This window comes from Burkholderia sp. Ed8 (genome assembly GCF_040761425.1).
GTDB lineage: Bacteria > Pseudomonadota > Gammaproteobacteria > Burkholderiales > Burkholderiaceae > Burkholderia > Burkholderia seminalis.
Map to the genome: position 1 here is coordinate 2,816,628 of NZ_CP142885.1, position 23,847 is coordinate 2,840,474.

Below are 23,847 nucleotides of genomic sequence, written 5' to 3' on the forward strand. Positions count from 1 at the left end.
TTCAGAAATCCTTCACGAGACGCAGCGAGTCGTAGATTGCCCCGTGGACGTTGTGCATCGAGATGCAGTCGCCGACACGGAACAGCAGGAAACGGCCGTTGCCGAGTTCTTCCGACAGGCACGGCTGCGGCTCGGCCGCGAACAGCGTGTGCGGATCGATCTGGCCGCGGTTCACCGATTCCGGCTTGAGCTTCCAGTACAGCTCGTCGTTCGGCGACGAACCGTTCTCGATCACCACCTGGTCGACGGCGCGCTCTTCCAGTTCTTCCGTGTACTCGTTGCGCAGCACGGCGATCATCTTGCCGTTCTCTTCATAGACGCGGTCGAGCATCGTGTTCGGCGTCGGGATCACGCCGAACGCGTACAGGCGTCGGTAGAAGATCGGGAACGTCGTGCCGCCGCAATCGTCGGCGACCTTCACGTCCGGCGTGACGACCTCGACCTTCGAGCCGCGGCTCGCCATGAAGTCGGCCACGCCCGCACCCGCATGCGTGCTCACGCCGTCGAACAGCAGCACGTTCTGCTTCGGCTCGACCTTGCCGGTCAGGATGTCCCACGAGCTGACGGCGAGCCCCTCGGCCACGCCCCAGCCCGGCACCTGCCACGTGAAGCTCGACCCGCCCGTCGCGAGCACGACGATGTCCGGCTTCTCGGCCATGATCATCTTCTCGTCGGCGGCCACGCCGAGACGGCGGTCGACGCCCAGGCGCTTCGTCTCCATGTCGAACCAGCGGATGATCCCCGACATCTGCTCGCGCTGCGGCGCCTTCGCGGCGATCATCACCTGGCCGCCCACTTCCGCGTTCTTCTCGAACAGCACGACATCGTGGCCGCGCAGCTTCGCGACGCGCGCCGCCTCGAGGCCCGCCGGGCCCGCGCCGACCACCACGACCTTGCGCTTCGGGCCGCGCGACTTCTCGATGATGTGCGGCATCGTCGCTTCGCGCGACGTCGCCGCGTTCTGGATGCACAGCACGTCGAGGCCGTTGTACTGGCGGTCGATGCAGTAGTTCGCGCCGACGCACTGCTTGATTTCGTCTTCGCGGCCGTCGCGGATCTTGATCACCATGTGCGGATCGGCGATCTGCGCGCGCGTCATGCCGACCAGGTCGATCATGCCGGTCGCGAGCAGGCGCTCGGCCTGGCCCGCGTCGCGGATGCTCTGCGCGTGCATCACCGGAATCTTCACGACCGACTTGATGCCGGCCGCGAGGTGCACGAACGGCTCCGGCGGCAATGCCATCGGCGGCATGCAGTTCGCGATCGTGTTGTGCGTGTCGCCGCCCGAGCCGACCACGCTCAGGTAGTCGATCAGGCCCGTCTCCGACATCGCCTGCGCGATTTCCTTCAGCGCTTCGTGATCGAGGCCGTCCTCGTGGAATTCGTCGCCGCACATGCGCAGGCCGACGCAGAAATCCTTGCCGACCGCCTCGCGCACGGCCGTCAGCACTTCGATGCCGAAGCGCAGGCGGTTTTCGAGGCTGCCGCCCCATTCGTCGGTGCGATGGTTCGAACGCTTGCTCCAGAACTGGTCGATCAGGTGCTGGTGAGCGGCCGAGATCTCGATGCCGTCCATGCCGGCCGCCTTCACGCGCTTCGCGGCCGCCGCGAAATCGCCGATGATGCGGCGGATTTCCTCGATCTCGATGATCTTCGCGTTGCCGCGGTGCACGGGTTCGCGCACGCCCGACGGCGACATCAGGTGCGGCCAGTGCTCGCCGTGGAACGACGAGCGGCGGCCCATGTGCGTCGCCTGGATCATGATCTTCGCGCCGTGCTTGTGCATCGTGTCGGCCAGGCGCGTGAGCGGATCGATGATCTTGTCGGTCGACAGGTTCACCGATTTCCACCAGCCTTGCGGGCTGTCGATCGACACCGGGCTCGACCCGCCGCAGATGGCCAGGCCGACGCCGCCCTTGGCCTTTTCCTCGTAGTAGCGGATATAGCGGTCGCCCGGCAGGCCGCCCGGCTCCGCATACACCTCCGCGTGCGCGGTGCTGACGATCCGGTTGCGCAGCGTCAGCTGGTTCAGCTGCATGGGTTTGAACAGGTGGGGATAACGCATCGCTGGCGACCTCTGGCGTTCGAATGTCTCGTGTTGCGGGTGTTGTTCTGCTTCAGTGAAACGAGGCGTCAGTGCGCGATCGGCGACACTTCGAAGACGCAGTGGTCGTGATGCTCGGCCGCGCACTGCACTTCCTTCGACTGCGCGCGCGGTGCACCCTTGCCTTCCGGCGTCGTGTCGTTGACCCAGTCCATCGCGCCCGCGAACCAGCCCGCGAACATGTAGCAGAGCTTGCCTTCCTTGCCCGGCTGCTGGAGCACGAACGACGAGTGGCGCAGCTCGATCTTCGCGCGTGCGGCGGCCGGATCGGCCTCGATGATCGAGAACAGGCCCCAGCCACGCTGCGACAGGCGCTTCAGGTAGTGCTCGAACACGGCCATGCCGGTCAGGCCGTGCAGCTTCGCTTCCTTGTCGCACCAGTGGTAGGCGGATTTGTAGCCGGCCTTGTAGAGGATCTCGGCATACGCGTCGACGCCGAGCGCTTCCTCGACGGCGACGTGGTTGTTCGTGAAGAAGTGGCGCGGCACGTACAGCATCGGCAGCGCGTCGGTGGTCCAGACGCCGGTATCGGGATCGACGTTGATCGGCAGTTGCGGTTGCATCGTGGTGACTCCGTGAGGAAATTGGCCGCGCGGTTCAGCGCGCAGGCGCGACATCGTCCGCGCGCCCGCGCGGCTTGCGCGGGCGCGTCCCGATTTTTCTAATGTTGAATCGCGGGTAGCGGTTCGGCGCGATGCGGCGCTTACGCGCCCCACACGTCCTTGAACACGCGCACCCAGTTCTCGCCCATGATCTTGCGGATCCGCGACTCCTTCCAGCCGTGACGTTCCATCGCCGCGGTCAGGTTCGGGAATTCGCCGATCGTGCGGATGCCGTCCGGGTTGATCACCTTGCCGAAGTTCGTCAGCTGGCGATAGCGGCCCTTGTCATGCGTCAGCATGTCGAAGAACTCCTTCGCGAAATCCTGCGTGAAGTCCGTGCCGATGCCGACCGCGTCTTCGCCGATCAGGTTCACGACGTAGTCGATCGCCTCGATGTAGTCGTCGATGTTCGCTTCGATCCCGCGCTTCAGGAACGGCGCGAACATCGTCACGCCGACGAAGCCGCCCGCATCGGCGATCTCCTTGAGCTGCGCGTCGCTCTTGTTGCGCGGATGCTCCTTCAGGCCCGACGGCAGGCAGTGCGAGTAGCACACCGGCTTCTTCGAGAACGCGATCGCTTCCGACGACGTGTTGCCGCCCACATGCGACAGGTCGACCATGATGCCGACGCGGTTCATCTCGGTGATCACTTCGCGGCCGAAGTCCGACAGCCCGCCGTCGCGCTCGTAGCAGCCGGTGCCGACCAGGTTCTGCGTGTTGTAGCAGAGCTGCACCACGCGCACGCCCATGTCGGCGAACGCTTCGATGTAGCCGAGGTTGTCCTCGAATGCATGCGCGTTCTGGAAGCCGAGGATGATCCCGGTCTTGCCTTCCTTCTTCGCGCGGAAGATGTCGTCCGTCGTGCGCACGAGCGTCAGCAGCTCGCCGTTGTCGCGGATCTTCTTCTTCATCACGCCGATGTTGTCGACGGTCTTGGTGAAGTTCTCCCACACCGACACCGTGCAGTTCGCGGCCGTGATGCCGCCCTTGCGCATGTCCTCGAACACCGGCTTCTCGAACTTCGAAATGTTCAGTCCGTCGATGATGATGCTGTCCTGATGCAGCGTGCTCATATCCGCTCTCGCTCGTGGGTCTGTTCTTGTGGGATCGATCAGTAGATCGGGAAGCGCTCGCAAAGCGCGAAGATCTCGCGGCGCACGCGCTGTTCGGTCGCGGGGTCGCCTTCCGGATTCGCGCGCAGCGCGTCGAACACCTCGAGGATCAGGCGGCCGATTTCGCGGAACTCGGCCACGCCGAAACCGCGCGTCGTGCCCGCCGGCGTGCCGAGACGGATGCCCGACGTGACGGTCGGCTTCTCGGTGTCGAACGGGATGCCGTTCTTGTTGCAGGTGATGCCCGCGCGTTCCAGCGCCTGCTCGACCGGCGCGCCCTTCAGGCCCTTCGGGCGCAGGTCGACCAGCAGCAGGTGGTTGTCGGTGCCGCCCGTGACGAGATCGACGCCGCCGGCCTTCAGCACTTCGCCGAGCGCCTGCGCGTTCGCGAGCACGTTGTCGATGTAGGTCTTGAAATCGGCATGCAGCACTTCGCCGAACGCGACGGCCTTGCCGGCGATCACGTGCATCAGCGGGCCGCCCTGCAGGCCGGGGAACACGGCCGAGTTGATCTTCTTCGCGATGTCCTCGTCGTTGGTCAGCACGAAGCCGCCGCGCGGGCCGCGCAGCGTCTTGTGCGTGGTCGACGTGACGACGTGCGCGTGCTCGACCGGGTTCGCGTGGCGACCGGCGGCGATCACGCCGGCGATGTGCGCCATGTCGACCATCAGCTTCGCGCCGACGCTGTCGGCGATCGCGCGGAAGCGCGCGAAGTCGAGCGCACGCGGGTAGGCCGAGAAACCGGCGATGATCAGGTTCGGCTTGTGTTCGTGGGCAAGCGCCTCGACCTGGTCGTAGTCGATCCGCATCGTGTCGCGGTTTACGCCGTACTGAACGGCGTTGAACCACTTGCCCGACAGCGCCGGCTTCGCGCCGTGCGTCAGGTGGCCGCCGGCATCCAGCGACATGCCGAGCACCGTGTCGCCCGGCTTGGCCAGCGCGAGCATCACCGAGCCGTTCGCCTGCGCGCCCGAGTGCGGCTGCACGTTCGCATAACCGGCGTTGAAGATCTGCTTCACGCGCTCGATTGCCAGCGCCTCGACTTCATCGGCGAACTCGCAGCCGCCGTAGTAACGCTTGCCGGGATAGCCTTCCGCGTACTTGTTGGTCAGTACCGAGCCTTGCGCCTCGAGCACGGCGCGCGACACGATGTTTTCCGACGCGATCAGCTCGACCTGCGACTGCTGACGCTCGAGTTCCTTCAGGATGGCGCTGCGCACCGGCGCGTCGCGCTCGGCAAGGGGCTGCGAGAAGAAAGGCTGGGTGTTCGACATAGTGCGTCCGTGACGAAGAATAAAGGGCTGCAACCGAAGCTCAAGGCCCGCCCTGCCTGGGTTTCCCGCTACGCCAGTGCAAGGCTGCCGACGGCTCTATTCTTGTCGTTCGGATTTTCGGCGGATTGATGAATTTAGACGCGTTCTTTGCCTTTTCCGCCATGCGCGTCCGTTTTGTACAAGTGACCGGTCGTGCTTTTCGGGATGACCAACCCAAACGGTATCGGCCGTTCACCTATGGATACGCACACCGGCAGTGCGTTTGCCGCCCGGTCGGGGTGCGGCATGTCACGGTTACGGTGCAGTGCAGCATGGGCCTGACGCCCAGGCAACGTATGGAGCTAGGGTTTAGCCGTATGGCACGCTTGTTGCGCTCGCTCACACAATACCGCAGCCCGATGCGTGCCCTTCGGGCATAAAGCTATTAGAGATTCTAGGAACGCTCCCCATGTCGCCCGACCGCACAGCGTCGCTGTCCCACTTCGCGTTCATGCCGTTACCGAATTTCACGATGATCGCGTTCACCAATGCGATCGAGGTGCTTCGGATGGCGAACTACCTGAGCGGCCAGCCGCTCTACCGCTGGTCGGTGATCAGCCCGGACGGCGGCCCGGTCACGGCGAGCAACGGCCTGACGGTCGACACGGGCCCGGCCGAATGCGCGGGGCAGCCCGACATCGTGTTCGTGTGCGGTGGCGTCGACGTGCAGCGTGCGACGACGCCGGCCCATCTGTCGACGCTGCGCCGTTTCGCACGCTCGGGCATCCCGCTCGGCAGCCTGTGCACGGGCACCTATGCACTCGCGAAGTCGGGACTGCTCGCGGGCTACGCGTGCGCGATCCACTGGGAGAACATGTCGGCGCTGAAGGAAGAGTTTCCGGACACGCGCTTCCTGAAGGAACTGTTCGTGATCGATCGCGACCGCATCACGTGCACGGGCGGCGTCGCGCCGCTCGACATGATGCTGAACCTGATCGCCGCGCGCGTGGGCACCGCGCGCGTCACGCAGATCGCCGAGCAATTCATCGTCGAACACGTGCGCGACACGAGCGCGCAACAACGCATGCCGCTCGTCGCGCGGCTTGGCTCGGCGAACAAGTCGCTGTTCGAAGTGATCTCGCTGATGGAGAACAACATCGAGGAGCCGCTGTCGCGCGAGGAACTCGCGCGGCTCGCGAACATGTCGCAGCGGCAACTGCAGCGCCTGTTCCGCGAGCACCTCGGCATGACGCCCACGCATTACTACCTGACGCTGCGGTTGCGCCGCGCGCGCGAGTTGCTGCTGCAGACCGACATGTCGATCATGCACATCACGATGGCGTGCGGCTTCCAGTCGGCGTGCCACTTCAGCAAGAGCTATCGCGACGCGTTCGGCGTCGCGCCGACGCGCGAGCGCCGCAAGCAGGTCGCGCCGCTGTCGCAGGGTGCGGCAAGCGGCGGGTCGAGTTTTCCGGTCCATTCGCTCCATGCCTGAAGCCGGAGCCGAGCCGGGTGTGCAATCAGGCGGTTGAACCGGATTTTTCGGACGACATCGAGCGCGCGCTGCCGCCGCGGCTTGCGATGCCGATTACCTTGTCGGTACATCCGGCCGGCCTGCCGCTCCCGCTCAGTTGTACTGGATCACGAAGTTCAGCGTGGCATTGCCGCTGCCTGCGGTGATCGTGCCTGTCGTGGGCGCATACTTCGCCTTGCCCGAAAAGCGGTAGACCTCGCCGTCCGGGCTCGAGCGGTTCCAGTCCATCGTCAGCGCGTCGGCCTGGGTGAATGGCAGCTTCACGCCCTTGTCGCTCGTCAACGCAATGCCGACACCGGCGGCGACACCCGGTGTGCCGCGTCCAGTCAGACGCAACAGGCCCGCAGCCTCCTTGTCGCCTTCGAAGTACACCTTCACCGGAAGCGGATTGCTCGGCTTGTTGGTCCCGCACGCGACTTCAAGCGAGAACGGATGTTCCGCTGCCCGGCCGCCCTTGATCCGTTCGATCGGCTCCTTGTCCATCCGCACATTGGTGACGGGCGTCGTGGTCTGGCAGCCGCCGAAATAGATGTTGTTCGTCACCTGTGTCGTGCCCCTCCCATTGATAAGGCGACGGAGGATCTTGCCGGACGGATCCTTGGCGGCATCGAAGACCGCATTGAACGCGAGCGATACGGTGCCGCCCGGCCCCACATTCTTCGCCGTTCTGACCAGTTCCGCTCTCACCTTGTGCGGCGGATACAAAACGGGCGCACCGCCTCCCAGAATCGTGGATCCACTGGGATAGGTCATCGGCGGAATATCTCCTGCCGCGTTACCGAAGTCGACAAATACAAATCTCACGCCAATGCCGTCCACGCTGGTTTTGTATACGCCTTTGTATCCGGAAACCAGTTGACCATCCGGTACCGTCATCGACAATGTAGCCTTGGTGTCCCAACACGCGGTGCTGATTCCGGTCCCCGCCGCCGCAAACGTAACCTCGGCGCGCGCCAGCACGTCGCCAACAGGCGCCGCCGCGACGTTCATCGTTGCGGGAAACGTCACGTTGTAGGTGCCCCCGGCCCACTCACCGTCGTTGTCACAATAGCCCAACGCGGTCCCCGACCAGATCAACGAGCCGACAACCATTGCCGCTCGAAGCCAGCGAAGCTTTTTATCAAAAATGCCATTCATTTCGACAAAATCCGTGATGTTGAAACGTGCTAAAAACGTCACGCGCCGGTTGGGCCTTGACGGCATGACACCGCAAGGCGACATCGTGTGACGCCTCGGTTTGTCAACGCGGACGAGAGATGAATCAGGTATCACGGGAAAGTCATTGCCGTTTCCCGTTCAGCCTATCTCGCGCGTGGCTTCCAGTCGGCGAGCCATTCCAACAAACGCTGTCGCGACGCGTTCGGCGTCACGTCGACGCGAGAGCGCTGCACGCAGGTCGCGGCGCTCTCGCGGGGGGGCGAACGGTGTTCGAGCTTTCCGGGCCATTCGCTTTATGCCTGGAGCCCATGCTGAGCCGAATGTTCAATCAGGCGGCTGAACCCTATTTTTTCGGACGATATCGCGAACACACTATCGCCGCGGCTTGCGACGCCGATTACCTTCTCGGTACATCCTGCCTGTCAACCACGCTCAGTTGTACTGGATGACGAAGTTCAGCGTGGCATTGCCGCGGCCGGCAGTGATCGCGCCTGTCGTGGGCGCATACTTCGCCTTGCCCGTAAAGCGATATACCTCGCCATCCGGGCTGGAGCGGTTCCAGTCCATTGTCAGCGCATCACCCTGGCTGAACGGCAGCTTGACGCCCCTGTCGCTCGTCAACGCGATGCCGACACCGGCGGCAACACCCGGCGTACCGCGCCCGGACAGGCTCAACAAGCCTGCTGCCGCGTTATCGCCTTCGAAGTACACCTTCACCGGCAGCGGATTGCCCGGCTTGTTGGTTCCACATGCAACTTCGAGCGAGAACGGATGTTCCGCTGCCCGGCCGCCCTTGATCCGTTCGATGGGCTCCTTGCCCATTCGTATATTGGTGATGGGTGTTGTCGTCTTGCAGCCGCCGAAGTAGATGTTATTGATTACCCGCGTCGTGCCTCGCCCGTTGATGTAGAGCTGGGTCATCCCGGCAGCACCGAAGGCTGCGTTGAACGCGAGCGACACGCTGCCGCCGGATGCCACATTCGTTGCCGTTCTGACCAGTTCCATTCTCACCTTGTATGGGGCGATATAATAGGAAGTAGGGTAGTTGGGATTCCCCCGATGGCAGACCACGGCGGAACATATTCTCGCGTTCCTACAAACACGAATCTCACGCCAATACCGTCTACATTGGTTTTATAGACACTGTTGTACCCGGGCACCAGTTGGCCATCCTGCACCGTGATCGTAAAGTCGATCCGATCCGGAGACCAACACGCGACGGTCTTGCTGGCGTCGAGCGCCATGTATTCAATCTCGGAACGCGCCAGCACCCCGCCCACCGGGGCAGCCGCGATGTTCATCGTTGCCGGCAATGTCACGTCGAAAGTGTTCAGCCTCCAAGAACCACTGTATCGGCATTCGCCAAACGCAGCCCCCGCCCAGATCAACGAGCTGGCAACCATTGCTGCCCGCATCCAACGCAGTTTCTTTTCAGACATTCCGTCCCTTTCAATAAATTCCATCACGTGCAGACGTGTGATGTGTGTCATCCGGTGGTCGGTAAGCGACAGCATGGCCGCGCGAAGCAGAACGGCAGCGAGGTTTTGGAAATGGTTCGATGATGCAGCGTCGTTTCCCGTATCTCCGGATGGAGAAGTGCCGTTCGAATGCGCTTCAGCGCGCGCCAACAACCGTACCGGCACGCATGCACATCGCCGCCTGCCGCTCGTAGGCCAGTTCCTTGTTCTGCGTCGGCAATTGATAGGACAGCTTGCAGCTGTTGTCGCCCCACCGCACGTCGATGCTGCCCTTGTCCTCGATGCCGAACACCAGCAACCGCGACTGGTTGTCCACCATGCCCAGCAGCTTGCCCTTCGCGTCGTAGGCTTGCGCGCCGAACGGCACCTTGCCGCCTCCGTCCTGACCCAGCTCGAACTGCACCCGGCGCCCCGATTCCGCTTCGAAGCGGGTCCTCACGATGGCCCCGCGAGTCGGGACCACCGACTTCGCGTTGTCGGTGATCTCGGTCTGCGTGCCGATGCTCGACGGATCGATGTTCAGCCAGTTCTGGCGATACGGTTGCAGATACGGCACGACCGCGTAGCCGCGCCGGTCGGTGCGGATCGTCGACGCTCCGCCGAACGTCACGTCGCGCACCTTCGGCACCTCCACCACCGCGAACGTCTCGCCGAGCGGCTGGCCGAGCGTGATGCCGCCGCCATGCACGACGACGGAGCCCGATACGCCCGCGTCGAAATGGCGGCCCGAACGATCCTGCGTGAAGTTGCCGGTCAGCTTCGCGTTCCGCGTATCCCAGCCCGCGCTCACGCCGCCCGAGCCGCCGCCGCTGCGGCTGTAGCCGGTCTGCACGCCGTAGTTGATGGTGTTGCTGTCGTTCAGGTAACCCGACGCGCCGGCCTGCACGTTGAATTCGCCGCGCGTCGACGACACCGCGTTCGCGTACAGGCGATGCGAACTCGACGCCTTGCCCAGCGGAATGCTCACCGACACGTTGAACTGCGTGTCCGGGCGCCCGAACGGCCCCGACTCCTGGATGTGCGACGCCGACACGCTGTAGCTGACGTTCTTGTAGCTGTTGCTGTAGCCGACCTGCAGGCGCCGACTGTGTCCTTCACCGTTCCAGTAGGTCGTGTCGCCGATGCCGGCGAACATCGAGCCACTGCCGAGCGGCTGGTTGACGTTCACGTCCAGCCGGCTTTTCTGACGCGCGATGCGCGGCCCGTAGGTGCGATCCGTGTCTTCGACGTGCTGGCTCAGCGTGCGGTAGCCATCCGTCGAATAGCGGTAGCCGACCATCGTGAACGTCGTGTTGGTCGAATGGAGCGTCTTCGAATACAGGAACCGCAAGCTCTGCCCTTGCCGGGTGCCCGACGACGTGCGCGACCGGCTCGTCGTGACATCCAGCGACATGCCGCCGATGCGCGTATTCACGCCGATACCGAGAGCGGCCGCCACATAGTTTTCCGCGGCGATGATGCCGCCATAACCGGTGAAGTTGTCGGACATGCCGTACACCAGCGTGCCCTGCGTGAACTTCGGGCTCGACTGGCCCTGGACGCGATACTGACCGGCGGAAAACGCGTACCGCAGGCTGCCGCGCCGAACCATCACCGGCAGGTACGAGTACGGCTGGGTGAACCGGCGCACGCGGCCGTCGGCTTCGGTAATCCGGATCTCGAGGTCGCCGTTCGAACCGCTCGGATAGATATCGGTGATTTCGAACGCGCCAGGCGGCACGGGCGTCGAATAGATCACGTAGCCGTTCTGCCGCACCTCCACGACCGCGTTGCTCTCGGCGATCCCGCGCACGATCGGCGCAAAGCCGACTTCGCTGTCCGGCAACATGCCGAGATCGGTGCCGGCCTGCGCACCGACGAAGCGCACGCTGTCGAAGATGTCGCCCGACGTATACAGTTCGCCGGCCGCCACCTTGCTGCGCAGACGCCGGATGTCGCGCTCGACGTAGGTACGGTTGCTGGTGAAGCTGCTCTTCGCGCCCTTGGTGCCGGTAAGCGTCGATTCGTTGCGGAAGCGCCAGCCGCCGGCATTGAAGCCGCTGCGCAAGCCGACGAAGTAAGACTCGTTGCCGTAGCCGCTGCCATCGTTGCGGCTGTAGTTGGCCTGGTAGTCGGTGTACAGCGCGGGGATGCCGTCGTCCCACAGCGACTGGTCGACGTAGCCGCGCGACGTGCGCGACACGTAGAGCTGCGGAAAGCTGATGTTCAGCGAGAGCGTATTGGACTCGAACTCCACCGAAGCGCCAACCGCCGCGGCGGGCAAGTCGACGATCGTCTCGTCGTCCGCGCCTGCAGCGATACGCCCGTCCTTTTCCAGCCGCGCGATGTTGACGCCGGCCGTGCGCAACAACCCGAGCGTCACCATCGGCTTGACGGTGCCGTCGGCGTCCGCGCGGAACGCGACGTCCTGGCGCTTGGCCAGCGTGTGATTCAGGTAGATGTCGACGTCGTAGCGGCCGGGCGACACCGCGCTGCCCTTCTCGAAGTAGCTCAGCTCGACCGGCCCTTCGCCCTTGCGCAGAAAGGACTCGTTGAACTCGACCGCGTGGCCGGTCGCAGGCAGTACCAAACCGATCAATGCAAGGCACGGCGCGCCGATTTGCGCGGCGGTCCAGACATCGACTTCCTTCCTGACGTTCTCCATACCCTTTCTCTATGTTGATTCACCTCCCGAGTGGCATCGCAGGCGCGAACGGTCCACTCCCCACGGCAAGGGCCCGGGGATGACGAAGTTGAGGAGCAATACGACCTGCGGAACCGGCGATGTCAGCCGGCAGTGCCGTCATGGGCTTCGACGGCACCGTAGTCGTTGATCGATTCGAAGTGGACCTTGACGCCGGTCTCCGCGACGGAGGCCGGCAGGCCCTTGACGGCGAAATGACGCGTGGCGGAAGGCGGCACCATCTCGGCTTGCGCGTCATAGTCGCGACCGCCGCTCTGCACCTTGACCGATGCCAGCGACACGAAGAAGGGCGACGGATTGTTGACTTCGAGTTGTGTCTGGCCGTCGCGTTGAACGACCTTCCAGCGCAGTTGCGCGGGCGCTTCCTCGACCTTGCCGGGCAGTCCGGCGGGCCGGTAGAAGAACTTGATGCGCTGACGCACCGCAATCTGCAAAGTGTTGTCGTCCCTCGCTTTCTGCGGAATCTCCTGCACGTTGAGCCAGAACACCGACTCGCGATCGCCGGGCAGGCCCTGACCGTAGTAAAGGACGCGCAGCGTCTGCTGCTTTTCGCCGCCGAGGCGGTTCAATGCCGGCGTGATCGCGAAAGGCACGTCCCCTTTGCCGTCGCTCGTGTCCATCCACGACTGGATCATGACGTCGGCCGACGCGCGGTTGCGAACCAGAATCGACGCCTCCTTGCTCGGCGCGGCCAGCACGACGCGGGTTCCGTCGAGCGTCACGCCGGCGAGCGAAGCCGCCGAAGACAACAGCAGGGAGCCGGCCAGCGCCAGTCCTGCAAAGTGGAATCGTTTCATGTCGAACAGAAAGTCGTTGATCGGGCGGGAAAGCAGCGCCTCCCCGCCCGGAGGTGGATTACTCGTAGGTCAGCGTGAACGGCAGCGTGCCGTTTGCGGTGCCGGCCACGATGTCGACGCCGTTCTTCACGTAGCCGGCGCGCATCGCCAGGTTCGCCGTGTAAGTCGGCGCCGCATCCGTCCCGCCCTTCACCAGCGGTGCGTCGAACGTCTCGTTGGCGTTCAGGTTCAGCAGCGTGCCGGCGGTGTTGTAAATACCGATGCCGACGCCCGCGGCCGTGCCGGTGGTCTTCAGCAGCTTGTTGTTGGTGCTGTCGACGCCCGAACCGCTGGCCGGGTCGAAACGCACCTTCACCGTGGTCAGGCCCTTCGCGGTCGAGCCGCAATCGAGGACGAGGTTGATCGCGGTGCCGGCCGCGATGCCGCCGCCGGCCGTGCCGCCCAGCGCGTCGGTGCTGACCTTGCCCAGCTTGACGTCGATCGACTGCTCGCCCTTGCCGCCGGTCACCGACGTGCCGTTGCCACCCGTGATGCCGCACGATGCGGCCACGATCTCGCCCGTGAAGTTGATCGTGCCGTCCGCCGCGTGAGCCGCGTTCATCGCCGCGAATGCCAACCCCGCTGCCGACATCATCATTGCAATCTTTTTCATTTCTGGTTCACTCAATCGTTAAATGAGAATCTTGAGCGGCCTCGTTCCGATCGGATACGCGCCGCTCAATCATATGTACAACTAACTTCATGAAGATTTACAATTCCTTCGTTTCCTCCACCGGCTGAAAATGAGTGAATGGAATCCCTACCCGTTTGACAGGGCCCCGCCGCGAACGTACAACTCGCGGATGTCGAACGTGCCGAGCGCCGCGCGGCTCGATCTCGTCATCGAACACGCGTGTGATTGCCGTCGACAAATAATTGTCGACCCATCACTCCAGTGAATCGTCGTGACGATGTGGCCGATGCCGTCGAACTTGCTGATGATGCTCGACAGGCCCCGAGAAAGCGTCGAGCGAACGATCATCCGTTCTCGTTGGTGGCGAGCACGGAAACGCCCTGATTACATTCGTACAGCTCGCGTCAAACCCCATCCCCCATCGTCGTCCCGCTTTCCGGAAGACGTCGCACAGCGATATCGATTTCTTGTATGCAATTTTAGGGATCGCTCTATCTGCGATCTATGGAACTCGAACTATATTTTCTTGAAAATAAATAGTACAAGTACGATATTTGAAATTTCCGGCTGCACTCCCGAGCCATTACGTGAAACGTTATAAACGGAGCACGGTAACCGTCGCCCGCACCCGCTTCGGGCCGTCGGTTCTTGATGCCGGACCTGGTCGTCGTATCCGCTTCGAACAGGTTCCGGCAGATGCGACGCAGGATCGCAAAGTGTCGGGCGGCGTTTTTACGCGAATCCTGCACGGGTCTTCACCGCAGGTCACGATCTCGAAAACAAAAATGCCGTTCAGTTTCATCAACTGAACGGCATCCGGTTTGCCAGACTGATTTCTTCCCGCGCTTACGATCCCCACACCTGCATTTCGTAGAGCGAATAGCCCCACTGCGTCGCGCGCTTCGTGCCGAGCATCCGCACGTAACGACCGCTTCCGTTGAGATTCGGCAGCGTGACGTGGTTATATGAACCGCCGTTGCTCGTCGAATAGAGCGTCGTCCAGTTGACGTTGTCGTTCGATGTCTGGATCTGATAGACGAGCGCGCCCGCATCCCAGTACAGGTCGACGTGATCGATGTGCTTCGTCGCGCCGAGATCGACCGAGATCCATTGCGGATCGACGCCCGCGCCTTCCGGTGAATCCCAGCGCGTGCCCGTCGCGTTGCCGTCGAACGCCTTGTCCGCCGTGAACGACGCGTTGTAGCTCGCCGACGCCGCGGCCGGACGGCCCTGCGACAGCAGCGTCATCTGGGCGGTGGATGGCCCGCCGTAATAGCTCGACCCGAGCTTCGCCTTCGTCGTGTCGGCGTTCACGCCGAACTGCGACAGGCTCCAGCGCTGGCCGGTCGTCACGTCGCCCACATAAAGCTGATAGCCGCCCGCGGTCGTCGACGAGAAGAACAGGTAGTTCGTGCCGCTCGCCGGCGCCGGATCCGAGTTGTTGCTCATGCAGTCGTTGAGCGCCAGCGCATTCGGCACCGACGCCGGGTCGGCCGTCTTCGCATAGATCTGGTCGGCCCCGCCGCTGTCCTTCCAGCGCGCGTAGTACACCATGCCGTCCGCACGCACGATCGGGTAGTACGTCTGCAGCCCGGCCGGATGATCGAACACGGCGGTCGCGCCGGTCGCGATCGTGCGCTTCATCAGCCCCATGCTCGAGCCGGTGCCGGTCGCGTAGTACACGGCGCTCGCGTCCGGCGCGAGGAACGGCATCGAATACTCGGCGCCGGCCGGCGCGTTCGTCAGGCTCACCACCGACGTGAACGCCGGGCCCGCGCTCGTATACGACAGCGTCGCCTGCTTGATGTCGCCGTTCTGCTTGAACACGAGCGTCTTGCCGTCCGCGCTGAACTTCGGGTCTTCGTTGCGCGTGGCGCCCGTGCTGTTCGTCATGTTGACGGGCGGCGTGCCGGCGCCGAGCTGCAGCATGAAGACGTTCCATGCGCCGTTGCTGATGCCCATGAACGCGAGCCACTTGCCGTCGGGGCTGAACACGCCGTTCATCGGATCGGTGATGCCCCACGTGCTCTTGCTCAACTGCGTCAGCGTATGCGCCGAAAAATCGTAGAGGAACAGCTGGCTCGTGCCGTCTCCGTACTTGACATAGCTGTGATAGACGAGCTTGCCGGTCAACGCGGCGGGAAACGTCGCGTTCGGCTGGGCAGCGGGATTGCTGGTACAGGTTGCGGCTGCGGCGCCGCTGAACAGGTTGAGGGCGAGGCCGGCCACGAGACCGGCGACGAGAGTTTTCAATTTCACGCTGGATGCTTCCGAGTAGGGTCAGGATGCCGCGGACGAGAACCCGCGCACGCCACTGGGTCATGGAGCCGCGGCCGTACGGGGTGGATTCCGTCTCGGTCGGTCATCGGGAATGGAACGTGCTGGAGAATGCCTGTTTATCAGACGAAAGAACAGCATCAGAGCACTCAAAAAACGTGCGGATCAGCGATTGGGGGCGCGCTTGCACGCGACGGGTGCCGTGCCCTACTCTGTTTTTCAGCGAGGCTTCGAGCGGCCGGGGGGCAGGCATGAAGCGATATGCGGCGCTGGCACAGACGATCGCCGACGCGATCCGGCGCGGCGACCTGGCAGCCGGTGCGCGCATCCCCACCGTGCGTGCGGCATGCCGCGCGCATCGGGTCAGTCCATCCACCGTGTTTCGCGCGTACTACGCGCTCGAAAGCGAGGGTCTGATCGTCGCGCGGGCACGGTCCGGCTATTTCGTGGCGGACCTCGACGACAAGCACGTGCGGTTCGGCCACGATCCGCCGCGCAAGCCGGGCACCGCGCCAACCGGCGAAAAAGACGTGCTGTTCCGCCTGCTCGACTCCCTCCGACGCGAGGACGTCGTGCCGCTCGGCTCGGCGTTCGCCAGCTATTCGCTGTTCCCGATGAGCAGCCTGTGGCGTCACGTCGCGTCCGCGGCCCGCAACATGGACCTTTCGAAGCTGCTGTCGGGATTGCCGCCCGGCAACGACGCATTGCGACGACAGATCGCATTGCGTTACTTGAACGCGGGCGCCGCATTGCCGATGGACGAAATCGTCATCACGACCGGCGCGCTCGAAGCGCTGACGCTCAGCCTGCAGGCGCTGACGCGCCCCGGCGACCTCGTCGCGATCGAACGGCCCGCGTTCCACGCGGTGCTGCAGACCGTGCAGCGCCTGCACCTGAAGGCCGTCGAGATTCCGGTCGACCCGCGCGCGGGCCTCGACCTCGATGCGCTTGCCGCGGCGCTCGACGCGCATCCGGTACGCGCGTGCTGGTTCATGACGTCGTTCCACAACCCGACCGGCGCGACGTTGACCGACGAACGCAAACGCGCGCTGATCGACCTGCTCGCGTCGCGCGGCGTGCCGCTGATCGAGGACGACGTGTATGGCGAGCTGCATTTCGGCCTGTCGCCGACGCGGCCCGCGAAACTGTATGACGACAGCGGGCTCGTGCTGCATTGCGGGTCGTTCTCGAAGTGCCTCGCGCCCGGGTTCCGGATCGGCTGGGTCGCGGCGGGACGCTTCGCGCAGCAGATCCGGCAGGCCCAGATCACGCGCGTGCCGGCTGCCGACGTGCCTGCGCAACTGGCGATTTCGAGCTACCTGCGCGACGGCGCGTACGACCGCTTCCTGCGCAAGCTGCGACGCAATCTCGCCGCGCACCAGGCGCAGATGCTCTCGGCCGTACGGGCCTATTTTCCGGCGGACACCGAAGTGTTCGCGCCGCGCGGCGGGTATTTTCTATGGATCGAACTGCCGCCGCACGTCGATGCGATGCACCTGTTCGACGCTGCCATGGAAAGCGGCGTCAGCATCGCGCCGGGGCCGATCTTTTCCGCGACCGGCGGATTCCGCCGCTACCTGCGGCTCAACTACGGCCGGCCGTGGACGCCGGCCGTCGAGCGCGCGATGGAGACCGTCGGAACGCTCGCGGCCCGGCAACGACACGACGGTTAGCGCGAAACATGCGGCCCGCGACGACCGACATCGTCCTTGCGTTTCGCGTGCAACCGGCCAAGAATGAACGTCGGGTAGCCGCGGACGAACGGGTTCCACAAGTCCGATGTTATGGAGAATCGCATGAACACCGACTGCGAGCGACGGCCAGCATGTGCTCCGGCGGCGGCGCCCGCCCGCCGCTGACGATGCGCGTCCTGCCCAACCGGCACGTTCGCGCGCGCGATGCGTGGCGCGCCGTGCTGAATGCGCGCGTCGAATCGCGACCGTGCACCGCTTGCCGCTGCAGGGAATGCGGTTTCGTGGCTCTCCACGCACTCGAGCATTGCCCCGTCTGCGGCCAATGGGACTGGCCGTTCGATCCGGTTCGCAGCACGCCCCGCCACGCACACGCGATGCATGCGCGGCGATCCTCACACACGTGGCCGTCGCGCATCGCGCGTACGTTGCGCGACGCGGCCTTCCGGCAGCCGAGCGCGTCGAGCACACCGATCCTGAGCATCGTGACACTCGTGCTGCTGGTCGGCGGTTATGTGATGGTCGACCGCACCTGCAAGACCGATCCCGTCTGTAAAGGATCCGGCGCACCGTCCGCGTCGGCGACCGAGACGCATCCGCTTGCGGCGAACGATCCGGTGCTGCCCGTGTTGCCGGCGCCGGCCTATCCGTTTCATTCGACTGACGGCGCGCAGCAGGCGGCCATTCCGCCCCGCGGCGACGCGAACGCCACTCCGCCGGCAAGCAAGATGCAGGTTGCACAAGCCGCGCCGTCGATGCGCGCCCCCGACCGGAAACGCGCCGACACGGTTCGCGTGGCGGACTGGAAAAGCAGCCGCGATGCCGCGCATCGCACGCATCCGATGCGTCGCGTGAGCCTGCCTGTTCGCCACCGACGGTACACCGCATCCGGCCACGCCGAGATCGCGAAACTCTATCGCGGCCACTGAGCGCGGGCCTCGCCGCTCGCGCTGGACGATTCGCGTTCCGAACCGATCTTCCGCCCCCCTCGATCGCCTCGGGCCCGCAACAAAAACGGGCGGCCCGTTTCCGGAGCCGCCCGTTTCCTTCGATGCGCAGCGAACGAACGCTAGCGCATCAGGCCGCCAGCAACCCGTGCGGGTCGATGACGAATTTGCGCGGCGCGCCGCCGTCGAACTTCTTGTAGCCTTCCGGCGCCTGGTCGAGCGAAATCACCTCGACGTTGACGATCTTCGCGATCGGCAGCCGGTCGAACAGGATCGCCTGCATCAGGTTGCGGTTGTACTTCAGCACCGGCGTCTGGCCCGTGAAGAACGAGTGCGACTTCGCCCAGCCGAGGCCGAAACGGATGCTCAGGCTGCCGTGCTGCGCGGCCTTGTCCTTCGCGCCCGGATCGTCCGTCACGTACAGGCCCGGGATGCCGATCGCGCCGGCCGGCCGCGTGATTTCCATCAGCGAGTTCAGCACCGTCGCGGGCGCTTCCTCCGCGTGGCCCGACGAACCGTGGCCGTGCGCCTCGAAGCCGACGCAGTCGACCGCGCAGTCGATCTCGGGCACGCCGAGGATCTGCTCGATCTGCTCGCCGAGCGATGCGTCCTTCGACAGGTCGACCGTCTCGAAGCCCATCGCGCGCGCATGCGCGAGCCGTTCCGCGTTCATGTCGCCGACGATCGTGACGGCCGCGCCGAGCAGGCGGGCCGACGCCGCAGCGGCCATGCCGACCGGGCCCGCGCCCGCGATATAGACCGTCGAGCCCGGCTTCACGCCCGCGCTCACCGCACCGTGATAACCGGTCGGCAGAATGTCGGACAGGCAGGTCAGGTCGCGGATCTTCGCCATCGCCTGGTCGCGGTCCGGGAATTTCAGCAGGTTGAAATCGGCGTACGGCACAAGCACGTACTCGGCCTGGCCGCCGATCCAGCCGCCCATGTCGACGTAGCCGTAAGCGCCGCCGGCGCGCGACGGGTTCACGTTCAGGCACACGCCCGTATGCGTGTCCTTGCACATCGCGCAGCGGCCGCAGGCCACGTTGAACGGCACCGACACGAGATCGCCGAGCTTCAGCGTCTCGACGTCGCGGCCCACCTCGACCACTTCGCCGGTGATCTCGTGACCGAGCACGAGGCCGACCGGTGCGGTCGTGCGGCCGCGCACCATGTGCTGGTCGGAGCCGCAGATGTTCGTGCTGACGACTTTCAGGATCACGCCGTGGCCGATCGCGCGGCCGCTCGGGTCGACCATTTTCGGATAATCGATTTTCTGGACTTCGACCTGGCCCGGTCCAAGATAGACGACACCTCGATTGCTGCTCATCGTATTGTCTCCATGTCTCGTTGGATGACGCCGCGGCGCGCCGGCTCGTGCGGCGCACGCGCGACGTGCTGTTCGAGAGTAGTCCCGGAGGCAGGGGCGCCGATGTCTCAAACGCGACATGCGTTTGATCGACGCCGACATCGATGGCGGAAATACGAAAGTCGGACGGGAACCGCCGGGCAGGATCCGGACCGGACGCGCGGGGGTCGGACCGGCCCTCGCGGCCGGCTCTACCCCTTTCCGCGACGGGCGCTACCCGCCCAGATTCTCGCGGACGATCGAAGCGGCCGCCGCCTCCGCGTCGCTCGCGACGCCATCGTGCACGCGCGTGCTGACGGCCGGCGTCGGCGGCTCGCTGTCGAGCGCATGGCCGTTGCGGTCGTGCGTGTCGACCGTCGCACGCATCGACAGCCCGACGCGCAGCGGATGCGCGGCGAGATCGCGGGCATCGAGCGCGATCACGACCGGCACGCGCTGCACGACCTTGATCCAGTTGCCGGCCGCGTTCTGCGACGGCAGCATCGAGAAAGCGCTGCCCGTACCGGCCGAGAAGCCCTGCACGCGGCCGCGATAAGTGATCCGCGAGCCGTAGAGATCCGACACGACCTCGACCGGCTGGCCGACGCGCATGTGGCGGATCTGCCCTTCCTTGAAATTCGCCTCGATCCACAGCCGGTTGAGTTGCACAATCGACATCAGCGGCACGCCGGGCCCGACCTGCTGGCCGACCTGTACCGAGCGCTGCCCGATCGTACCGTCGACGGGCGCGACGATCGTCGTGCGCTTCAGGTTGCGGTACGCGAGCTTGAACTGCGCGGCCGCCTGCACGACGGCCGGGCTTTCGTCGACGGGCAGCTTGCTGCCGAGCGCGCGCGCCGCGTCGAGCTGGGCCTGCGCGGCCGCGAGGTTCGCCTGCGCGCCGGCCACCGCCGCGCGCGCACGCGCGAGTTCCTCGGGCGCGACGATCTCGACCGACGCGCCCGAGCGGGCGGCAAGCGCGCGCTGCGCGAGCGACAGATCGGCGCGCCGCGCATTCACGGCCTCGACGTACATCGTGTTCGAAATCCTCGCGTTCGCAACCTGCCGCACGGCCTGCGCGAGCTGCGCCTTCGCCTGCGCGAACGCGACGGACGCTTCGGTGTCGTCGAGCTTCACGAGCGTCTGCCCGGCGCGCACGGCCTGCGTATCGGCCACCAGCACGTCGGTCACCGCGCCCGGGATCTGCGCGGCAACCTGCACGATGCTGCCCGCGACGTATGCGTCGTCGGTGTCTTCGTAGTAGCGGTCGCTCAACAGCCAGTAAGCGATCCACGCGATCGCGGCCAGCAGCACGATCGCGAAGAACACCGTGAAGCGCTTGCGGCGCGTCGCGCGGCGCGCATCGAGTGCCGGATCGGTCGGTTCAGCCGGCGGCGCGGCGGTATGAAGGTTGTCGTGGTGCATCAGTCGCTTTGCGTGACGATCAGTCGATCGTGCTGGAACAAGGGGATCGGCTGGGTAACCGACGGGGCCGGCGCCGCGTTCGTCGCTGCCGTGCGCGCCAGAACCGGCGTGCCGCGCAACGCCGCGTCGTCACGCCGCACGGGTGCGGTTGCAGGCACGGCCGCGACACTTGCGACGGTAGCGGCCGGTGACAGGGACGCGCTCCCCGTACGCGCATCGCTCGACGGTGCGCCCGCCGCGGCGCGGTTCGCCGCGGCAGACGCCACCGGAGCCGGCGCCCCGCGCCTGGCCGCCCCGCTGCGCGCCCGATGCTCGGCCGGCGCCTGCGCCACCGTTGCGCCCGCATCGAACCCGCCGCCGAGCGCGCCGATCAGACCGACGCGCAACGCCCGCTGCCGGCCGAGCAACGCGATCATCTGCGTGCGCTCGTCGATCAGCGTGAGATCCGCGACATCGACGTCCTTCTGCATCAGCACGCCGCGCCGGTGGCGGTCAGCCGCGATCTGCACGATCTTCTGCGCGGCCGCGACCGCGTCCTGTTGCTGCGCGACGAGCGTCTGCGACGTCTGCAACGACGTGACGAGCTGCGCGACCTGCCCGAGCGCGTCGTCGACGGTCTTGTTGTACAGCCCGATCGCGACGTCGGCCTGCGCGACGTCCGCGCCAAGCTTCGCCTTCAGCCGGCCGCGATCGAAGATCGGCAGCGAGATCGCCGGGCCGACGGAGCCTGCGAGCGAATCGCGCGAGAACAGCGACGCGGGCGTCAGCGCGAACACGCCGCCGAGCGCGACGAGGTTCACGTCCGGATAGAACTGCGCGCGCGTCGAATCGGCATTCGCGAACGCGGCTTCGACGCGCAGCCGCGCGGCGACGATGTCGGGCCGGCGGCCGAGCAGATCGGCCGGCAGCCTGGCGGGCACGGCGCCGCCCGCGAACGCGCCGACGCGCGGCCGCTGCAGCGCGAGCCCGCGCTCCGGGCCGCGGCCCGACAACACGCCGAGCTGCAATTGCGCGAGCTTGATCTGCTCGTCGTTCAGCGCGATCTGTTCGAGCAGGCGGCTGCGCTTGATCGACGCGTCGCTCGCGTCGTACGCGTTGTCGAGGCCGCGCGCGGTGCGCTCGCGCAGCACGGCCGTCACGCGCTGGCTGATCGCGAGCTTCTGCTGCAACAGGTCGCGCACCGCGTACGCCTGGTCGAGCTGGCAGTACACGGTGACGATCGCGACGGCGAGCGTCAGCCGCACCTGCTCCGCTTCGACGCCGGCCGCGTCGCGCAGCGACATCAGGCTCCTGGTCGCCGCGCGGTTCTTGCCCCACAGGTCGAGCTGGTAGTTCAGGCCGACGAAGATCGACGACGGCGATACGTTCGGATCGCCGAAGATCTGCACCGGCACGCGATAGCCGCCGGCCGTCACGTCGGCGATGTCGCCCGGCTTCGGCATCCGCGCGCGGCTGATCGTGGCGCCGGCCGTGCCCGTCAACCCGGTCAGCGAATCGAATTGCTGAAGCTGTGCCTGTGCGATCCGCAACCGCGCCTGTGCGACCTGCACATCGGGACTGTTCCGCGACGCCTCGGCCACCAGCTCGTCGAGCTGCGGATCCTGGAGCTGCTTCACCCAGTCCGGTGCCGGCCATGCGCCGTTCGCACCGGGCCCGGCCGTATGCGCGAGCGCGTCGTCGGCCGGCGCACGCAGCGACAGCGAAGGCAGGAACCCCGACGGCACGCATCCGCTCAACGCGAGCAGCGCGGCCGCCGCCGCGATCGTCGCGCCGCCCCTCACGCCGCGCGCCGGCCCCGCCGCTTTCCTCGAACGCCGCATCGTCACCCCTGCCGAACGCGCTGCGCACGCGCGGCCAGACGCGGCCGCGTGCGTTCGAGCGGGCCGAGCCGGCCGAACAGGCCGTCCGCGACGCCGAACAGGATGCCGGCCAGCTTCGCGCGCTTGTCGCGCTCGACGAGCGCGATCTGCACGACCTGCCACACGGTCAGCAGGTTCGGCACGATCGCCACCGGAAAGCGCAGCCCGTACTGCATCCCGAGCTGCACCGCATTGCGTGCGCTGTAGTAGCGCCGTTGCCACGAATGATTCATCGACGTCATTTCAAAAGGGCCGATCGCGTGCCGCTGCTTCGCGCCGATCCGGTGCGGCAGCACCAGCGACGGCACGACATAGAGCGGCACGTTGCGCGACAGCGCGCGGAAACTGTATTCGGTGTCGACGTGATCGATGAACAGCGTCTCGTCGAAGCGGCCGAGCAGGTCGAACGCGTCGCGCGACACGACGCAGCCCGACGAGATCAGGAACGCGCAGCGCTGCAGCGGCGCGCCCGGCTCGATGCGCAGGCGGCGCAGACCGATGCCGTTCGTCGCGAGTTCGGGCAGGAAGCTGCGCGCGTTTTCGTCGAAGATGCGCGGGCCGGCCAGGAACGCGCGCCCCGCGAGCCCCGCACAGACGTCGCGCATCACCGGGAAATAGGCGGCCGGCACCGACGAATCCTGGTCGAACAGCGCGACGGCGTCGATGCGATCGCGAAACAGCGCCGCGAGCCCCGCGTTGTACGCGCCCGCGATCCCGCCGCGATTGCCGTGATGCAGCAGCGCGATGCCTTCCCTGTCGCACAGCGCGCGCGCCCGCGCATCGGGCCGCGGCGTGTTGTCGACGACGAGCAGCGCATCGCACGCGTGCCGCCACGCACGGAGCGCGTCGAGCTGCGCATCGCTCGGGTGATACAGGATCACGAGTGCGCCGAGTGTCGTCATGGTCTTC

20 protein-coding genes are annotated in these 23,847 nt (G+C 65.7%); 4 read left to right on the forward strand and 16 right to left on the reverse strand.

Going from position 1 to position 23,847, the window contains the following annotated elements; all coding sequences use genetic code 11:
- Position 1: 1 nt before the first annotated feature.
- The 4 genes from VXM69_RS12835 to VXM69_RS12850 form a co-directional block, all read right to left on the reverse strand.
- Positions 2-2,065, reverse strand: a complete 2,064-nt coding sequence (locus VXM69_RS12835) for an NADH:flavin oxidoreductase (RefSeq protein WP_034186090.1) — start codon at positions 2,063-2,065, stop codon at positions 2-4.
- A 68-nt stretch (positions 2,066-2,133) separates the two neighbouring features.
- Positions 2,134-2,667: a DUF5943 domain-containing protein gene (locus VXM69_RS12840; RefSeq protein WP_034186089.1), complete on the reverse strand. Its 534-nt coding sequence runs from the start codon at positions 2,665-2,667 to the stop codon at positions 2,134-2,136.
- Positions 2,668-2,807: 140 nt separating this feature from the next.
- Positions 2,808-3,779 carry a dipeptidase gene (locus VXM69_RS12845; protein ID WP_034186088.1) on the reverse strand — a complete coding sequence of 324 codons (972 nt, stop codon included), beginning with the start codon at positions 3,777-3,779 and terminating at the stop codon, positions 2,808-2,810.
- A 38-nt stretch (positions 3,780-3,817) separates the two neighbouring features.
- Complete coding sequence (locus tag VXM69_RS12850; protein WP_034186087.1) at positions 3,818-5,092, reverse strand: serine hydroxymethyltransferase; 1,275 nt, start codon at positions 5,090-5,092, stop codon at positions 3,818-3,820.
- Between the two features lie 448 nt (positions 5,093-5,540).
- On the opposite strand from VXM69_RS12850, the gene VXM69_RS12855 reads away from it, so the two are divergent.
- Positions 5,541-6,566: a GlxA family transcriptional regulator gene (locus tag VXM69_RS12855; RefSeq protein WP_034186086.1), complete on the forward strand. Its 1,026-nt coding sequence runs from the start codon at positions 5,541-5,543 to the stop codon at positions 6,564-6,566.
- A gap of 132 nt (positions 6,567-6,698) precedes the next feature.
- Here VXM69_RS12855 and VXM69_RS12860 read toward each other — a convergent pair whose 3' ends face one another.
- The 7 genes from VXM69_RS12860 to VXM69_RS12890 all read right to left on the reverse strand — a co-directional run bounded on the left by VXM69_RS12860 (position 6,699) and on the right by VXM69_RS12890 (position 13,742).
- On the reverse strand, positions 6,699-7,784 hold the full coding sequence (locus tag VXM69_RS12860; RefSeq protein WP_195761831.1) for a fimbrial protein: 1,086 nt from the start codon (positions 7,782-7,784) through the stop codon (positions 6,699-6,701).
- 411 nt (positions 7,785-8,195) lie between these two features.
- Complete coding sequence (locus VXM69_RS12865) at positions 8,196-8,768, reverse strand: fimbrial protein (RefSeq protein ID WP_367188708.1); 573 nt, start codon at positions 8,766-8,768, stop codon at positions 8,196-8,198.
- 2 nt (positions 8,769-8,770) lie between these two features.
- Positions 8,771-9,277 carry a hypothetical protein gene (locus VXM69_RS12870; protein ID WP_367188709.1) on the reverse strand — a complete coding sequence of 169 codons (507 nt, stop codon included), beginning with the start codon at positions 9,275-9,277 and terminating at the stop codon, positions 8,771-8,773.
- Positions 9,278-9,377: 100 nt separating this feature from the next.
- Entirely contained in the window at positions 9,378-11,885 is a 2,508-nt protein-coding gene (locus VXM69_RS12875; RefSeq protein ID WP_367188710.1) for a fimbria/pilus outer membrane usher protein, read from the reverse strand.
- Positions 11,886-12,007: 122 nt separating this feature from the next.
- Positions 12,008-12,721 carry a molecular chaperone gene (locus tag VXM69_RS12880; protein WP_049030638.1) on the reverse strand — a complete coding sequence of 238 codons (714 nt, stop codon included), beginning with the start codon at positions 12,719-12,721 and terminating at the stop codon, positions 12,008-12,010.
- Between the two features lie 58 nt (positions 12,722-12,779).
- Positions 12,780-13,373: a fimbrial protein gene (locus VXM69_RS12885; RefSeq protein WP_034186082.1), complete on the reverse strand. Its 594-nt coding sequence runs from the start codon at positions 13,371-13,373 to the stop codon at positions 12,780-12,782.
- A 147-nt stretch (positions 13,374-13,520) separates the two neighbouring features.
- Positions 13,521-13,742, reverse strand: a complete 222-nt coding sequence (locus VXM69_RS12890) for a hypothetical protein (protein WP_034186081.1) — start codon at positions 13,740-13,742, stop codon at positions 13,521-13,523.
- A 239-nt stretch (positions 13,743-13,981) separates the two neighbouring features.
- Here VXM69_RS12890 and VXM69_RS12895 point away from each other — a divergent pair, with 239 nt between their 5' ends.
- Entirely contained in the window at positions 13,982-14,203 is a 222-nt protein-coding gene (locus VXM69_RS12895) for a hypothetical protein (RefSeq protein WP_367188711.1), read from the forward strand.
- 37 nt (positions 14,204-14,240) lie between these two features.
- On the opposite strand, the gene VXM69_RS12900 is transcribed toward VXM69_RS12895, so the two are convergent.
- Entirely contained in the window at positions 14,241-15,653 is a 1,413-nt protein-coding gene (locus VXM69_RS12900) for a discoidin domain-containing protein (protein WP_124607594.1), read from the reverse strand.
- Positions 15,654-15,922: 269 nt separating this feature from the next.
- On the opposite strand from VXM69_RS12900, the gene VXM69_RS12905 reads away from it, so the two are divergent.
- Positions 15,923-17,344: a PLP-dependent aminotransferase family protein gene (locus VXM69_RS12905; protein WP_367188712.1), complete on the forward strand. Its 1,422-nt coding sequence runs from the start codon at positions 15,923-15,925 to the stop codon at positions 17,342-17,344.
- Between the two features lie 188 nt (positions 17,345-17,532).
- Positions 17,533-18,291: a hypothetical protein gene (locus VXM69_RS12910; protein WP_367188713.1), complete on the forward strand. Its 759-nt coding sequence runs from the start codon at positions 17,533-17,535 to the stop codon at positions 18,289-18,291.
- A 148-nt stretch (positions 18,292-18,439) separates the two neighbouring features.
- Here VXM69_RS12910 and fdhA read toward each other — a convergent pair whose 3' ends face one another.
- The 4 genes from fdhA to VXM69_RS12930 form a co-directional block, all read right to left on the reverse strand.
- The gene (fdhA, locus tag VXM69_RS12915) at positions 18,440-19,636 is read right to left on the reverse strand and encodes a formaldehyde dehydrogenase, glutathione-independent (protein ID WP_006488979.1); all 1,197 of its coding nucleotides are present in this window, start codon (positions 19,634-19,636) and stop codon (positions 18,440-18,442) included.
- A 252-nt stretch (positions 19,637-19,888) separates the two neighbouring features.
- Entirely contained in the window at positions 19,889-21,079 is a 1,191-nt protein-coding gene (locus VXM69_RS12920; RefSeq protein WP_034186078.1) for an HlyD family efflux transporter periplasmic adaptor subunit, read from the reverse strand.
- Complete coding sequence (locus tag VXM69_RS12925) at positions 21,079-22,899, reverse strand: efflux transporter outer membrane subunit (protein WP_367188714.1); 1,821 nt, start codon at positions 22,897-22,899, stop codon at positions 21,079-21,081. The genes VXM69_RS12920 and VXM69_RS12925 overlap by 1 nt, the downstream gene beginning before the upstream one ends.
- A gap of 2 nt (positions 22,900-22,901) precedes the next feature.
- Positions 22,902-23,840 carry a glycosyltransferase family 2 protein gene (locus VXM69_RS12930; protein ID WP_034186076.1) on the reverse strand — a complete coding sequence of 313 codons (939 nt, stop codon included), beginning with the start codon at positions 23,838-23,840 and terminating at the stop codon, positions 22,902-22,904.
- Positions 23,841-23,847: the final 7 nt, after the last annotated feature.